This is a genomic window from Bacteroides stercoris ATCC 43183 (genome assembly GCF_025147325.1).
GTDB lineage: Bacteria > Bacteroidota > Bacteroidia > Bacteroidales > Bacteroidaceae > Bacteroides > Bacteroides stercoris.
This window is the reverse complement of sequence record NZ_CP102262.1, coordinates 702791-717025: the sequence shown is the minus strand read 5'-3', so window position 1 is coordinate 717025 and position 14235 is coordinate 702791. Positions and strand designations below refer to the sequence as shown.

Genomic DNA, 14235 nt, shown 5'->3' with positions numbered 1-14235 from the left:
TTAAACTATATCAGTTTTTCTATTTCGTTGAAGATACGGTACAGTTCCTCTTTTGTCTCTGCCCGCAACATGGCGATGCGCGTTTCCCGGAAGTTAGGGATACCCTTGAACAGCGGGCTTGCTGCCAAGTGGCGACGTACGTGCAGGATACCTCTCCGTTCGTCCAGCAGTTTTACGCTGTCTTCCACTTCCTGCCGGAGTACATTCAGTTTCCATTCGGAACTGAGGGGCGGTATCTCTTCACCCGTCTCCAGATAATGTTTCACTTCCTTGAATATCCAAGGGCGGCCGAAGCTGGCGCGGCCTATCATAACGGCGTCCACCCCGTAGCGGTCGAAGCACTCTTTGGCCCTTTGAGGGGTGGTGACGTCACCGTTGCCGATGATGGGGATGTGCATGCGCGGATTGTTTTTGACTTCACCAATCAGTGTCCAGTCTGCTTCACCCGTATACATTTGGGCGCGGGTGCGGCCGTGAATGGTAAGGGCGGCAATGCCGCAGTCCTGCAGTTGTTCTGCCAAATCTACGATAATCTTGCTGCCGGCATCCCAGCCGAGACGGGTTTTTACGGTCACGGGTATCTTTACGGCATCTGCCACGGCACGGGTTATCTCCAGCATCTTGGGGATATTCTGCAACATTCCCGCACCGGCTCCTTTGCCGGCCACACGTTTTACGGGGCAGCCGAAATTGATGTCCAGTATGTCCGGGCGCGCCTGCTCCACGATACGTGCCGCCTCTACCATAGTGTCCGTATCTTTGCCGTATATCTGTATGGCTACGGGGCGCTCTTCGTCACTGATGTTCAGCTTCTGTTCGGTCTTGCTGACGGAACGTATCAGCGCGTCGCTCGACACAAACTCGGTGTACACCATATCCGCTCCGAAACCTTTGCACATCAGTCGGAAAGCGGGGTCGGTCACATCTTCCATGGGGGCAAGCAATATGGGGTGCTTGCCGAGGTCTATATCTTTAATCTTCATAATCTGACGGGATTTGCCTGCAAAAGTACGGAAAAAGCCTGTTTCATTCGCTATGCAGGAGTGAAATCCTTGAAAGAATATACAGCTTCTTCCTTAAATCTGTATATTTGCACTATTCATTCACTTAACAACAGAAATAATTATGAAAAAGAGTTTGCTTTCAGTCGCATTGTGCGTGATGACACTGCTCATCGGCATTTCCCCTGTTTCTGCACAAGGGCAGAATAAGGAATATCAGGAAACGTTGCATAAAATGCTGTTGCTTTCCGGCGGTCTGGCCACTGTGGATACGATGGTTCCGCAGATAATCGGCATGATGAAGCAGCAGTCCCCCTCTGTATCGGAGGCCACGTGGAACGCAGTAATGGAAAAGGCAAAGCAGTTTTTCAGCGATAATCTGGTGAAGGTGTATGTGCCCATCTATCAGAAACACCTGACATTGGACGACCTGAAGAAGATTGTAGCCTTCTACGAATCTCCGGTGGGCAAGAAGCTGGGAGCGGCTACTCCAGCCATTACAATGGAAGGGATGACGGCAGGCCAACAGCTTGGCATGGAACTTGTGACACTGATTCAACGGGAATTAGATGCGCACGGTAATAAATAATTGCATCATTAAATTTCATATTGGATGAATTCTACTACTTTGAACGATTTTGAAATCATGGCTCCGGTAGGCTCGCGCGAGTCTCTTGCCGCAGCTATCCAGGCGGGTGCGGACTCTATTTACTTCGGTATCGAAAACCTGAATATGCGTGCCCGTTCCGCCAATACCTTTACCATTAACGATTTGCGGGAGATTGCCCAAACCTGTGATGAGCATGGTATGAAAAGTTACCTTACGGTAAATACCATTATCTACGATAACGATATCTCCCTGATGCGAACCATTGTGGATGCGGCAAAAGCGGCAGGTATCTCGGCGGTGATTGCAGCCGATGTGGCTGTGATGAGCTACGCCCGGCAGATAGGACAGGAGGTGCATCTGTCCACGCAACTGAATATTTCGAATGTGGAGGCTTTGCGTTTCTATGCCCAATTTGCCGATGTGGTGGTGCTGGCGCGCGAACTGAATCTGGAGCAGGTGGCGGAAATCTACCGTCATATCTGTGAAGAGAATATCTGCGGACCGAGCGGTGAGCGGATACGTATCGAGATGTTCTGCCACGGCGCTTTGTGCATGGCGGTATCGGGCAAGTGCTATCTTTCGCTGCACGAGATGAACCATTCGGCCAACCGGGGAGCCTGTATGCAGGTATGCCGCCGCTCGTATACGGTGCGCGACAAGGAAACGGATGTGGAACTGGATATAGACAACCAGTACATTATGTCGCCCAAAGACCTGAAAACCATTCATTTCATGAACAAAATGCTAGATGCAGGCGTGCGTGTGTTCAAGATTGAAGGACGCGCCCGCGGTCCCGAGTATGTGCGTACGGTGGTGGAATGTTATAAGGAGGCCATTCGCTCCTATGTGGAAGGCACGTTTACCGACGAAAAGATAGCTGCCTGGGACGAGCGCCTGAAAACCGTGTTTAACCGTGGTTTCTGGGACGGCTATTATCTGGGGCAGCGCTTGGGCGAATGGACCCGGAACTACGGTTCTGCCGCTACCGAACGTAAGATTTATGTCGGCAAGGGTATCCGTTACTTCTCGAATATCGGCGTGGCGGAGTTCTTGGTGGAAGCCGCCGAAATCAATGTCGGCGACAAGCTGCTGATAACGGGACCGACAACGGGAGCCGTATTCACTACATTGGAAGAAGCGCGCGTGGATCTGAAACCCGTGCAGACGGTGAAAAAAGGGCAGCATTTCTCGATGAAAGCGGATAAAATACGTCCCAGCGACAAACTCTACAAACTGGTTTCCGTAGAGGAGCTCAAGCGGTTCAAAGGTTTGGATATCGAGAATAAACGCGGTTAATTATCAAATGGTAAATTGTTAAATTGCAGGTATTATAATGAACTATATTTATGAACTGAAAATGAAGGTCCGCGACTATGAATGCGACCTTCAGGGTATTGTCAACAATGCCAACTACCAGCATTATCTGGAGCATACGCGGCACGAGTTCCTGTTGAGTACGGGTGTCAGCTTTGCCGCACTCCACGAACAGGGGGTAGATCCAGTGGTAGCACGCATCAATATGGCTTTCAAGACACCGTTGAAAAGCGGTGATGAGTTCGTATCGAAGCTGGCAATGAAGAAAGAAGGCATCAAGTATGTATTCTACCAGGATATTTTCAGGGCAAGTGACAATAAAGTGGCCATCAAGGCAGTGGTTGAAACGGTATGTGTGGTAAACGGACGTTTAAGCGACAGCGAGTTATTCGATAACGTCTTTGCCCCCTACCTCGACCATGAATAAGGACGAACGTCTTTGCAGTATAGCTCTTACGCTCTGTCCCGGTATAGGACATATCGGGGCAAAGCGTTTAATAGATGCCATAGGTAGCGCCGTTGACGTTTTCGGGTATCGTAAGGAATTGCCGGAACGTCTGCCCGGCGTGAATTCCTCGATAATTACGGCTCTTGACTGTCCTGCCGCTTTTCTTCGTGCCGAACGTGAAATGGAGTTTGTGGAAAAGAACCGCCTGACTTGTCTTACTTTGCGGGATGAGGCCTATCCTTCCCGTCTGCGGGAATGTGAGGATGCGCCGATTGTCATGTTTTTCAAGGGAAACACTGATTTTAACCGTTTACATGTTATCAATATGGTAGGTACGCGCCGTGCAACGGAGTACGGCAAACGGTTTTGTACGGATTTCGTGCACGATTTATCCGTGCTTCTCCCTGATGCCCTGATAGTGAGCGGTCTCGCCTACGGCATTGATATTCATGCACATCGTGCCGCCCTGGCCGATAATATGTCTACTGTTGCCGTTCTGGCTCACGGTTTGGACCGTATCTATCCTTCTGTACATCGTAAGACGGCTGTCGATATGTTGGTCAACGGCGGTTTGCTTACCGAGTTCTTATCCGAAACTACTCCGGACAGGCATAACTTTGTCAGCCGTAACCGTATTGTGGCAGGTATGTGCGATGCGACGATTGTTGTGGAATCTGCCGCTAAAGGCGGTTCTTTGATTACAGCGGATTTGGCCGACGGCTATCACCGTGATTGCTTTGCCGTGCCCGGGCGGGTGACGGATGCCGCTTCTATCGGCTGCAACCGGTTGATACGGGATAATAAGGCTGCGCTTGTACAGAGTGCCGAAGAGTTCGTAAAAACAATGGGGTGGGCGAGTGCAGAGCCTGCTGCCAAAGCAGCCGGTATCCAGCGCAATCTGTTTCCGGAACTGACGGATGAGGAGGAGCTGGTGGTGCGTATACTGACTCATCAGGGAGACTTGCATATCAATGCGCTGGTAGTGGAGGCGGACATACCCGTAAACCGTATGAGCGCCTTGCTTTTCGAACTGGAGATGAAAGGGGTGGTAAAGGCATTGGTTGGAGGAGTATATTGCTTATTGGCATAAAAAAAGGAGTACCGCTGTACTCCAACCTTTGTTAACCTTAAATCTAATACTATGAAAAAAATCACGTAACAAATGTATAGCTTCTTCATATATTTCCCAAATATTTACTCTTTTTCTGAATTTCTTTTAGTTTTCTTTTGCGAATATTTACTGTTTTCGTGCACGCTTGGACATCTTGACTTAAATAAAGTGTATATAATGACTATATGATAACTATCGGATAAGCGAGGCTTGCTGTTGGGGCTTTTCGTGGAATATTCCGGTTCTTTGTCTGTATTGGAAGTAGCATAAGTTGCAAAAAACTTCCAATCGTTTCACAGAATCTTCCAAGTTGCTAAATGAGTTGGTTTTTCTGTATCTTCTTTAATTTTAATGGTTTATTTTTGGCTTTGTACAAAGCAAAGTTATGGTGAACCGTATCTATATAGTAACTCTTATAATACTCTTTTTTTTATCAGTGGGAAGAGCATCTGTACGGGCGGACATATTGATGGTTGTAAACAGTGTAATGCTGGACTCGGTTATAAAACCGGACGAATGGAGAGAAGTATATCGGTGGGTACTCGCTGATAAGAATGTGCCGGACAGGAAAGAGGTTTTGATGTTAATCCGGTATCATTATGGGAATTTCGGCAAATTGACGGAACTGTTGTTCTATCTGAACGAAGGCAAGGCCTGTAAATATCTGTTGCAGTTTGTTTTTCCGCGGATAGGCAGCTATACGGTACATTCGAAGGAGTTTCCTATTGCCGGAATACGGATGCCGGAGAAGGCACTGCCGGTAATGTCTGCCGGTAGCGGAGAACTGGTTCCGACTGCGTTCCCTGAGAAAAGAAAAAGGCTGGGACCATCACATAAGGTTATGGTAGCTCTGAAGAATAATATGATATATGATTTGGCGTTGGCTCCGAATGTGGAAGTTGAGTTTTCGACAGGAAAGAGGTGGTCTTTGAATACTGAATATAAATGTCCTTGGTGGTTGAACTGTCGGAACGGCTTTTGTTATCAGCTTCTTTCGGGAGGTGTGGAAGTACGCTGTTGGCTGGGCAACAGAAATCTGTGTAACAGATTGACAGGGTATTTTCTGGGGCTATATACCGAGGGAGGAGTATATGATTTTCAGTTGAAAGAAGAGAGTGGCATTCGCGGTAAGTATTATATGACTTCGGGGCTGAGCTGCGGATATGCACGCAGAATAACCGGGCACCTTGCAATCGAGTGCAGTTTGGGAATAGGTTATTTGACAACGGAATACTGTAAATATACCTCTTATAAAGGGGAATTAGTCCGAACTAATGGAGGACACTTTCATTTTGTGGGTCCTACAAAGGTAGCGGTCTCTTTAGTATGGCATATAACGGCAGGACAATGAATGTGGTGGAAAATATCAGATATAATGTACCGTTGCCTCTGTTCTGTCTGTTGATAATCCTGTCAGGGTGCAATTTCAGGGAGGTGCTGGACGATTATCCTGTCAGTGGCGTACAGATAACGCTGGACTGGACGGGAGTTGCGGAGAATTTGCCGGAGACCGTGCGGGTAATATTTTATCTGAAAGATGCCGAAGGGCGGAAAGTAGACGGCTATTTGCCGGCTGCCGGCGGGGAAATGAAAGTACCGCCCGGCCATTATGCAATGATAGTTTACAACTATAATACGGAATGTGTCTGCATAGAAGGCGATGAGTGCTATGGTACTATCAGGGCATATACGGAACGGTGTATTGGAATGGATGCCGGAGAGGATATGATTTGGTCGCCGGACGATTTCTACGTTGTGGCGTTGGATGATGTGGAAATAGCAAAAAGCGAAGCGGCTATGGTGATGAAACTGAAACCGGAACGGGTAGTAAGCAGTTATTCGTTTGCCGTGAAGGTGGATGGTGTAGAAAATATATCGGCTGTTGTGTGCTACGTCAGCGGGTTGAATGGCGGTTATTTTCTCGGTAGAAGGCTGTGTACACTTGCAGAAGTGCCCGTTTATGTGGAGAATGATTGTAAAAACGGACTGTTGCAGGGGCATTTTTCGCATTTCAGGCTTCCGAAAAGTGCGGATACGCGGGGCGATAGTCCGGTAGTGCTGACCATCAGGATTATCAAGGTGGATAAGCAGGTACAGGAGATACAGGTTGATATCAAAGAGCTGATAACACCTCCGACCTCCGGTGAGGAAGAAGAAATACAGCCTGCTCCTGATGGGGAAATACATATTGAGGTGCCTGTTCCCGATGGACAGATTACGGTAGAGGTGGATAAGGAAGAAGGTGGAAATAGCGGTATCGGAGGTGATATAGGTGATTGGGATGATGAAACGAATGTGGATATAATCGTGTAGAAACAAGATAAGCAATTAATATATTAACTAAAAACAAATGGTTATGAGAAAAATTTTATTGGTGGCTTTAACAGCCGCAGCAATGGTAAGTTGCTCTGAAAATGAAGGGTTTGAGAATGAAAGTACAATGAACCGGATTAAATTCGGGACAGTGGTGAAGACCGGAACAAAGACATTGGTTGCCACTACTGAGAATTTCAGTAAGTTTACTGTAAGCGCTTATAAAACAACAGATGACATGGGAGGAACTGTACAGTTGAATACGGGGTTTATGGATGATATAGAAGTTGATAAATCAAGCGGGGAATGGAAGTATAAGGGCGATTACTACTGGCCTGCCTCCGGTAAATTGCAATTTTTTGCTACCTCACCGGCGCAAACTTTGGATATTACTACTGCTGCCGGTTATCCGAAATTCGAGTATGCGGTGAAGGCGGTTGACAGTCAGGAAGATCTGGTTGCTGCCAACGTAATAAATCAGGTAAAGTCTGAGTCAGCCATTTCTCTTCCTTTCCAGCATCTTCTGACGCAGGTGAACTTTACAATCAAGGGTGATGTTGCCGATTTTATTTATACCGTATCGAAATTGGTGATTAAAGGTGCAAAGGATAAGGCTACTTTTACTTTTGACGGAAGCAGCACTGTGGGGGCTTGGAGTAACCTGGCAGAGTCTGCTTCGGGCGTGACATACGAATACACCGGCACTCCCGTATCCGTTACTCCGACTGCTGCAGAACCTGATGCTTTTACTGCTTTTGAGACTTCCGGCAATGCTTTGTTTATGCTGATGCCTCAAGACGACCTGACAGGCGTTACTTTGGAGATTACCTATACTGCTGCACCGAAAGATAAATCAAGTGAGTATACCTGGAACGATACCAAGGTCGTTAACCTTACAGGCAGTTGGGGCATGGGCAAGAATATTCGGTATACATTGACGCTGACCAACAATGCTACTCCTATTAAGTTTACTCCGAATGTTGGCATATGGACCAATGAGGACGGAACATTCACCGGGCTATAAGAGTTTGATATAAGAGTCCTGTTGATTTCATAATATTTTGATTCTTCCCCGAAAACGTTTTTAAAGTTTTCGGGGAATATGTTTTTTTGTTGGCTGCTAATGTTTATTTTTGCCAGAGCAAACAAACAAAACATTCTATCCTGTCATGTACGACTCTCCCGCTTGTGAAGCGGTTAACGCCGATTGCCTGAAATGCCCCAAGGCTGTGGACAATCTTATCTTATACGCCTCTCATAGTAGAGGGTTTCACTTTATTATGCCCAAGTGCGATAACAATATCATTATGTTTCTTTTAAAAGGTGAGGCTCTTGTCAACAGTGAAGAATATGCAGGCGTGACGTTGTATGCCGGTGAGTTTATTCTGCAGGCTGTCGGTTCAAAATACGAAGTGCTTGCCATGACCGATGTAGAGTGTGTATGCTATCGTTTTTCCCAGCCGGAATCTTTTTGTGAAGGACGTTTTCAGCATATCGCAAAAGATGTGGTTCCACCTCTTATCTTTTTTCCGTTGAAAATATGCTCTGAACTGAATTTTTTCTTGGAAGCTTCGAAGTCTTATCTGGTTGAGGGGAAGATTTGTAGGGAGCTACTGCAATTTAAGCAGAAAGAACTTGCGTTTATCCTGTGGCGTTACTATTCGGATTATGAGCTTTCCATGCTGGTGCATACGTTATCGAAATACACGGATAGTTTTCAGTATTTCGTACTTAAGAATCATGATAAGGTCAAGACGGTTGAAGAATTTGCCGAATTAGGGGGATATACAGTGACGACTTTCCGCCGTATCTTTACTTCTGTATTCCATCAGCCTGTATACGAGTGGATGCAGGAACGCAGAAAAGAAGGCATTCTTTATGAACTTCGGCATACAAACTTTACAATCTCTGAAATTTGTTATAAATATGGCTTTGAATCTTTATCTCATTTCTCTAATTTCTGCAAGAAGAATTTTGGGTTGTCTCCCCGTAATTTAAGGAAAGAGGTTGAGAAGCCATCTTTATCTGCACCCCAGGATTCTATGTTTTTGTCTGTTTAACCTGCTTGGGATATCAAGCTGTTTCCATAATTTCTTATCATAAAAAAACTCCTCTACCGGTTTTCCCGATAGAAGAGTTCTTGTGATATTAATCAAATGCAGAAAGTACGGTTAGTCTTTCAATTTTGCGGTAATGAAGTCGCGGTTCAGACGTGCGATGTTGCTGATAGAGACATTCTTCGGACATTCGGCCTCACAAGCACGGGTGTTTGTACAGTTACCGAAACCGAGTTCGTCCATTTTGCTCAACATGGCTTTGGCACGGCGCAATGCTTCCGGTTTGCCTTGAGGAAGCAGGTTCAACTGGCTTACCTTAGCGGAAACGAACAACATGGCGGAACCGTTCTTACAAGCGGCTACACAAGCACCGCAACCGATACAGGAAGCGGCATCCATGGCTTCATCGGCGATGGGCTTCGGAATCAGGATAGCGTTGGCATCCTGAGGAGCACCTGTACGTACGCTGACATAACCGCCTGCCTGCATAATCTTGTCGTATGCAGTACGGTCTACCATCAAGTCTTTGATTACCGGGAAGCCGGCAGAACGCCAGGGTTCTACGGTAATGGTGTCGCCGTCGTTGAAGCGGCGCATATAGATTTGGCAGGTAGTGGCTCCTGTTGCAGGACCGTGCGGATGTCCGTTGATGTAAAGAGAACACATACCGCAGATACCTTCGCGGCAGTCATGGTCGAATACAACCGGTTCTTTACCTTCACTGATGAGCTGTTCGTTCAGAATATCCAGCATTTCGAGGAATGAGGTATCGCCCGGAATATCTTTCATTTGGTATGTTTCAAAAGCGCCTTTTGCTTTCGGACCCTTCTGGCGCCATACCTTGAGCGTAAATGATATATTTTTATCCATTTTCTTTAATTCTTTAAATGTTCAACTTCCCGATTAGCTCTTGTAGTTACGAGTCTGTACCTTGATTGCTTCGTATACCAGAGGTTCTTTCAGCAATACCGGTTCTTTTTCGTCTGAACCCTGGTATTCCCAGCAGGCAACGTAGAAGTAGTTTTCGTCATCGCGCTTGGCTTCGCCTTCTTCTGTCTGGTACTCTTCGCGGAAGTGACCGCCGCAGCTTTCGTTACGGTTCAAGGCATCGTATGCTACGAGTTCGCCCATTGTGATGAAGTCGTACAGACGGATAGCCTTGTCGAGTTCGACGTTCATGCCTTCTTTCTCGCCGGGGATGAACAACTCTTTCTCGAATTCGTTGCGGATTTCCTTCAGTCTCTTCAAGCCTTCTTTCAAGCCCTCTGCAGTACGTCCCATACCTACATATTCCCACATTACGTGGCCCAGTTCCTTATGGATAGAGTCTACAGACTTCTTACCCTTGATGTTCATCATCCAGTCGATTTTGTCCTGAATGGCTTTTTCTGCCGCTGCGAACTCAGGCAGGTCGGTAGAGAAGCGGGGAACGGTAATCTGGTCGGCCAGGTAGTTCTGGATAGTATAAGGCAATACGAAGTAACCGTCTGCCAGACCCTGCATCAATGCGGAAGCACCGAGGCGGTTGGCGCCGTGGTCCGAGAAGTTACATTCACCGATGGCGAACAAGCCCTTGATAGAAGTCATTAGTTCGTAGTCTACCCAGATACCACCCATTGTATAGTGGATAGCCGGATAAATCATCATCGGGTTTTCGTACGGGCTGACATCTGTGATTTCTTCGTACATGTCGAAGAGGTTGCCGTAACGCTGTGCAACCACATCTTTGCCCAAACGGTTGATAGCTTCGGAGAAGTCGAGGAATACGGCAAGACCTGTATTGTTCACGCCATAACCCTTGTCGCAACGTTCTTTGGCAGCACGGCTGGCAACGTCACGCGGAACGAGGTTACCGAATGCCGGATAACGGCGCTCCAGGTAGTAGTCGCGGTCTTCTTCGGGAATATCTTTTCCTTGCAGTGTACCTTCCTGCAACTTCTTGGCATCTTCCAGTTTCTTCGGAACCCAGATACGTCCGTCGTTACGCAAAGATTCGGACATCAAAGTCAGTTTGGACTGCTTGTCGCCGTGAACGGGGATACAAGTCGGGTGAATCTGTACGTAAGCGGGGTTGGCAAACCAGGCTCCTTTACGGTAGCAGGCCATGGCAGCGGAACAGTTGCAAGCCATTGCATTGGTAGAGAGGAAGTATGCGTTGCCGTAACCGCCGGTAGCGATAACCACAGCGTGAGCGGCAAAACGTTCCAGCTTACCTGTTACGAGATTCTTGGCGATGATACCGCGGGCACGTCCGTCGATGATGACAACGTCTTCCATTTCATAACGCGTGTACAGTTTCACCGTACCCACGTTTACCTGACGGCTCAGTGCGGAGTAAGCTCCCAGCAGCAATTGCTGTCCTGTCTGTCCTTTGGCGTAGAATGTACGTGATACCTGTGCACCACCGAATGAACGGTTGTCGAGCAAGCCGCCGTATTCGCGTGCAAAAGGAACACCTTGTGCAACACACTGGTCGATGATGTTGTTGGAAACCTCGGCCAGACGGTAAACGTTTGCTTCGCGGGCACGATAATCACCACCTTTTACCGTATCGTAGAACAGACGGTAAACGGAGTCGCCGTCGTTCTGGTAATTCTTTGCAGCATTGATACCACCTTGCGCAGCGATAGAGTGTGCGCGGCGCGGAGAGTCCTGAATGCAGAAGTTGAACACTCTGAAACCCATTTCACCGAGAGAAGCGGCAGCGGAAGCGCCGGCAAGTCCGGTTCCTACTACGATGATGTCCAAACGGCGTTTGTTGGCAGGGTTTACTAATTTTTGGTGAGCTTTATAGTTGGTCCATTTCTCAGCCACCGGTCCTTCCGGTATTTTAGAATCTATCTTAGTCATAATGCTATTACAATTTAATCATTTACAATAATTTATCAGCAAGCGCCGCTGCACATCAGTGATTTGATGAAGAATACGACAACTACCAGAGCGAAGCATACAACAACGATAGTGGAGTAGATGTTGGAGATACATTTCCAACGGTTGATCCATACTTTGTTGTTCCAGCCCAAAGACTGCATGGAGCTCCAGAAACCGTGAGTCAGGTGGAACCACAATGCACCCAGCCAAATGAGGTAAAGCACTACGAATACCGGGTTGGAGAAGGTGTTCTGAATGTGATAGACACCGTTGGCAGCGTAAGCCAGCGTGAGCATGTCGGCATGTGCGCCCATGTTGTGCATCAGTTCGGGGAGCTGCATCTTTGCCCAGAAGTTAACCAGGTGCAGACCGAGACCTACGATTACCACGATACCCAGTACGAGCATGTTTTGAGAGGCCCATTCCACGGTTTTAGGCTTGTCTACTACTGCATAACGCTCGTTACCGCGCGCTTTGCGGTTTTGCATCGTCAGCCAGAAAGCGTAGATGATGTGGATGATGAACAGGGCAGCCAGACCTACGGTAGCTACCAGCGCGTACCAGTTTGCTCCCAAGAACTCACAAACCATGTTATAGCCATTGGCCGAAACCAATGCAACAAGGTTCATCGCCATGTGAAATGTCAGAAACAGGATAAGGGCGATACCGGTAACACTCATCACCACTTTCCTTCCTACAGATGAATTACTTAACCACATAAATGATTGAATTTAAATTATTTAATAGTTAGAAAATATATTCTTAAAAGCTCGTCAGACTAATATCCTGCAAAAATAGAGGAAATACCTTGATTAAACAAGGAATTAAAGAAATTATTCCGTAATGAGCGGGTAGCAAGATTGCCGGGCGAATCAGCGGTGTCATTCGTCCTCTTGTTCCTTGTTATGTTCTTTACAGATAATAGTTATGTTTTCGCCGTTGGCAGTACGTTTGCGCAGAGCGCGCGGGGTGTCGCCGAAAGAGTCTTTGCAGAAATGGGCAAAGTGTGATAATGAATCGAATCCGTATCGGGTGCTGATTGTGGAGATGCGTTGCTTGGTGTGTTGCAGGTCGTTTAAAATGCCCTCGCGTTTTTTGTCCAGAATCCATTCGTATACAGGTACGCCATACATGTTCTTGAATAATCGGCGGAAAGTGGTTGTGGTATATCCGCCAAGGTGGGCAAACTCTTCTACGTTTTTCACTTTATCGTAGTTCTGCATGACGAAATAGTGGAAACTTTCTGTATATGTACTGATTGGATAGAAGAAAGTGGAGACTTGCTGGATTGGGTAGTAGCAAGTCAGGATATAAATTATCTCCTGGCATTTAACGTCAAGATACCTGCTGCACGTGTTCGGCTGCTCCCTGAAATATTCCGTTAAATCTCCGAATAATCTTTCCAGTTTAGGAATGATGGGCAAAGGAGTATAGGTCAGAGGGGCATAAGCCCTTTCAAGTATGTCTTTGTAGCGTTCTTCACAGAGGAGAGGAAGTTCGGTGAATCGGTAGGTAAAATATTCAACATCGGTTAGCGCCAGCAATTCTACTTTGGAGCCGATAGCTTGCAAGATACATTGGCGGGCCTGCAGAGTAGTGCCGGGATATTCCTCGCTATTGACAAGCAACTCGCCTTTCAATATAAATATTATACAATTTTGTGTACACTTTTCGGCAGGGAAATGCTGTCCTTTAGGATATTGGCTATATATCAATACTCCTTGGGATGTTTTAGGACATAGTGCACAATCAATTTGCCGAGAGCAACAACTATTTAATGCCATGAATAGATATGTGAATTGTATTAATATGTAAATTGTGGCAACAAAGATAAGATAATTTTGCGAATACTCTAAGGATTTCGGCTATCTTTGCGCCAAACTAATAGATAGGTTTTATGAGAAGAACCATTTTTTTTGTATTTTTTATTTCCTTTGTTGTATCAAATCTCTTTGCACAGAATTGGGATATTAATACCTTACATCGGGTTAATGGCTGGGATAATAAATTTGTCCGTAATTACAATAAATTTATTTCCCGTTCGGAGCCTTATGTGGCCATTGGTGTCCCGGTAGCTATGGCTTTGACGGCATGGGCTAAAAAGGACAAGGGCTTGTTGAAGGATGCCGTATACGTCGGAACAAGTGTGGCGGGTGCTTTTGTGGTGGCGTATGGTATGAAATATCTTGTCGACCGCGAACGTCCGTATGAACGCTATCCGGATAGGGTACATCCGTATAGCCATGAGAGCAGTCCTTCATTTCCCTCCGGGCATACCGCATCGGCTTTCGCACTTGCCACTTCTCTGTGCATAAAATATCCTAAGTGGTACGTAATAGCCCCTTCTGCCTTGTGGGCTTGTTCCGTCGGAGTGTCCCGTATGAATGAGGGTGTACATTATCCCTCGGATGTACTGGCAGGTGCGGCTATCGGTGCAGGCTGTGCGATTGTGAATATCTATGTAAACCGCTGGCTGAACCGCTGGTTGTTTGGAAAGTGATAAGGTTATA

The 14235-nt window shown here is 46.8% G+C and carries 14 protein-coding genes; 9 read left to right on the top strand and 5 right to left on the bottom strand.

Annotated features, from left to right (window positions below; genetic code table 11):
- Nucleotides 1-5 precede the first annotated feature (5 nt).
- Nucleotides 6-983: a tRNA dihydrouridine synthase DusB gene (gene dusB / locus NQ565_RS03075; protein WP_005655626.1), complete on the bottom strand. Its 978-nt coding sequence runs from the start codon at nucleotides 981-983 to the stop codon at nucleotides 6-8.
- 142 nt (nucleotides 984-1125) lie between these two features.
- On the opposite strand from dusB, the gene NQ565_RS03070 reads away from it, so the two are divergent.
- The 8 genes from NQ565_RS03070 (at nucleotide 1126) to NQ565_RS03035 (ending at nucleotide 8857) form a co-directional block, all read left to right on the top strand.
- The gene (locus NQ565_RS03070; RefSeq protein ID WP_005655625.1) at nucleotides 1126-1590 is read left to right on the top strand and encodes a DUF2059 domain-containing protein; all 465 of its coding nucleotides are present in this window, start codon (nucleotides 1126-1128) and stop codon (nucleotides 1588-1590) included.
- 24 nt (nucleotides 1591-1614) lie between these two features.
- Nucleotides 1615-2907: a peptidase U32 family protein gene (locus NQ565_RS03065; protein WP_005655623.1), complete on the top strand. Its 1293-nt coding sequence runs from the start codon at nucleotides 1615-1617 to the stop codon at nucleotides 2905-2907.
- Nucleotides 2908-2944: 37 nt separating this feature from the next.
- Complete coding sequence (locus NQ565_RS03060) at nucleotides 2945-3352, top strand: acyl-CoA thioesterase (protein WP_005655620.1); 408 nt, start codon at nucleotides 2945-2947, stop codon at nucleotides 3350-3352.
- Nucleotides 3345-4463, top strand: a complete 1119-nt coding sequence (dprA, locus tag NQ565_RS03055) for a DNA-processing protein DprA (protein WP_005655619.1) — start codon at nucleotides 3345-3347, stop codon at nucleotides 4461-4463. The genes NQ565_RS03060 and dprA overlap by 8 nt, the downstream gene beginning before the upstream one ends.
- A 406-nt stretch (nucleotides 4464-4869) precedes the next feature.
- Complete coding sequence (locus NQ565_RS03050) at nucleotides 4870-5835, top strand: DUF3575 domain-containing protein (RefSeq protein ID WP_005655617.1); 966 nt, start codon at nucleotides 4870-4872, stop codon at nucleotides 5833-5835.
- Nucleotides 5832-6797 carry a DUF5119 domain-containing protein gene (locus NQ565_RS03045; protein ID WP_005655615.1) on the top strand — a complete coding sequence of 322 codons (966 nt, stop codon included), beginning with the start codon at nucleotides 5832-5834 and terminating at the stop codon, nucleotides 6795-6797. Before NQ565_RS03050 ends, NQ565_RS03045 begins: the two co-directional genes overlap by 4 nt.
- Nucleotides 6798-6840: 43 nt before the next feature.
- A complete protein-coding gene (locus NQ565_RS03040) occupies nucleotides 6841-7821 on the top strand; it encodes a fimbrillin family protein (protein ID WP_229127125.1) in 981 nt (326 codons plus the stop codon).
- A gap of 145 nt (nucleotides 7822-7966) precedes the next feature.
- A complete protein-coding gene (locus NQ565_RS03035) occupies nucleotides 7967-8857 on the top strand; it encodes a helix-turn-helix transcriptional regulator (RefSeq protein WP_005655611.1) in 891 nt (296 codons plus the stop codon).
- Nucleotides 8858-8968: 111 nt separating this feature from the next.
- On the opposite strand, the gene NQ565_RS03030 is transcribed toward NQ565_RS03035, so the two are convergent.
- The 4 genes from NQ565_RS03030 to NQ565_RS03015 form a co-directional block, all read right to left on the bottom strand.
- A complete protein-coding gene (locus NQ565_RS03030) occupies nucleotides 8969-9724 on the bottom strand; it encodes a succinate dehydrogenase/fumarate reductase iron-sulfur subunit (protein ID WP_005655609.1) in 756 nt (251 codons plus the stop codon).
- Nucleotides 9725-9757: 33 nt separating this feature from the next.
- Entirely contained in the window at nucleotides 9758-11704 is a 1947-nt protein-coding gene (locus NQ565_RS03025) for a fumarate reductase/succinate dehydrogenase flavoprotein subunit (protein WP_005655608.1), read from the bottom strand.
- 35 nt (nucleotides 11705-11739) lie between these two features.
- Complete coding sequence (locus NQ565_RS03020; protein WP_005655606.1) at nucleotides 11740-12444, bottom strand: succinate dehydrogenase/fumarate reductase cytochrome b subunit; 705 nt, start codon at nucleotides 12442-12444, stop codon at nucleotides 11740-11742.
- Nucleotides 12445-12606: 162 nt separating this feature from the next.
- Nucleotides 12607-13509: a helix-turn-helix domain-containing protein gene (locus NQ565_RS03015; RefSeq protein ID WP_081448468.1), complete on the bottom strand. Its 903-nt coding sequence runs from the start codon at nucleotides 13507-13509 to the stop codon at nucleotides 12607-12609.
- Between the two features lie 113 nt (nucleotides 13510-13622).
- Here NQ565_RS03015 and NQ565_RS03010 point away from each other — a divergent pair, with 113 nt between their 5' ends.
- Entirely contained in the window at nucleotides 13623-14225 is a 603-nt protein-coding gene (locus NQ565_RS03010; protein ID WP_005655601.1) for a phosphatase PAP2 family protein, read from the top strand.
- The last annotated feature ends 10 nt before the right edge of the window (nucleotides 14226-14235 follow it).

What these genes read in the sequence shown, in the direction of transcription:
- dusB (WP_005655626.1), bottom strand. Translation starts at nt 983, where the DNA reads ATGAAGATTAAAGATATAGACCTCGGCAAGCACCCCATATTGCTTGCC.
- NQ565_RS03070 (WP_005655625.1), top strand. Translation starts at nt 1,126, where the DNA reads ATGAAAAAGAGTTTGCTTTCAGTCGCATTGTGCGTGATGACACTGCTC.
- NQ565_RS03065 (WP_005655623.1), top strand. Translation starts at nt 1,615, where the DNA reads ATGAATTCTACTACTTTGAACGATTTTGAAATCATGGCTCCGGTAGGC.
- NQ565_RS03060 (WP_005655620.1), top strand. Translation starts at nt 2,945, where the DNA reads ATGAACTATATTTATGAACTGAAAATGAAGGTCCGCGACTATGAATGC.
- dprA (WP_005655619.1), top strand. Translation starts at nt 3,345, where the DNA reads ATGAATAAGGACGAACGTCTTTGCAGTATAGCTCTTACGCTCTGTCCC.
- NQ565_RS03050 (WP_005655617.1), top strand. Translation starts at nt 4,870, where the DNA reads ATGGTGAACCGTATCTATATAGTAACTCTTATAATACTCTTTTTTTTA.
- NQ565_RS03045 (WP_005655615.1), top strand. Translation starts at nt 5,832, where the DNA reads ATGAATGTGGTGGAAAATATCAGATATAATGTACCGTTGCCTCTGTTC.
- NQ565_RS03040 (WP_229127125.1), top strand. Translation starts at nt 6,841, where the DNA reads ATGAGAAAAATTTTATTGGTGGCTTTAACAGCCGCAGCAATGGTAAGT.
- NQ565_RS03035 (WP_005655611.1), top strand. Translation starts at nt 7,967, where the DNA reads ATGTACGACTCTCCCGCTTGTGAAGCGGTTAACGCCGATTGCCTGAAA.
- NQ565_RS03030 (WP_005655609.1), bottom strand. Translation starts at nt 9,724, where the DNA reads ATGGATAAAAATATATCATTTACGCTCAAGGTATGGCGCCAGAAGGGT.
- NQ565_RS03025 (WP_005655608.1), bottom strand. Translation starts at nt 11,704, where the DNA reads ATGACTAAGATAGATTCTAAAATACCGGAAGGACCGGTGGCTGAGAAA.
- NQ565_RS03020 (WP_005655606.1), bottom strand. Translation starts at nt 12,444, where the DNA reads ATGTGGTTAAGTAATTCATCTGTAGGAAGGAAAGTGGTGATGAGTGTT.
- NQ565_RS03015 (WP_081448468.1), bottom strand. Translation starts at nt 13,509, where the DNA reads ATGGCATTAAATAGTTGTTGCTCTCGGCAAATTGATTGTGCACTATGT.
- NQ565_RS03010 (WP_005655601.1), top strand. Translation starts at nt 13,623, where the DNA reads ATGAGAAGAACCATTTTTTTTGTATTTTTTATTTCCTTTGTTGTATCA.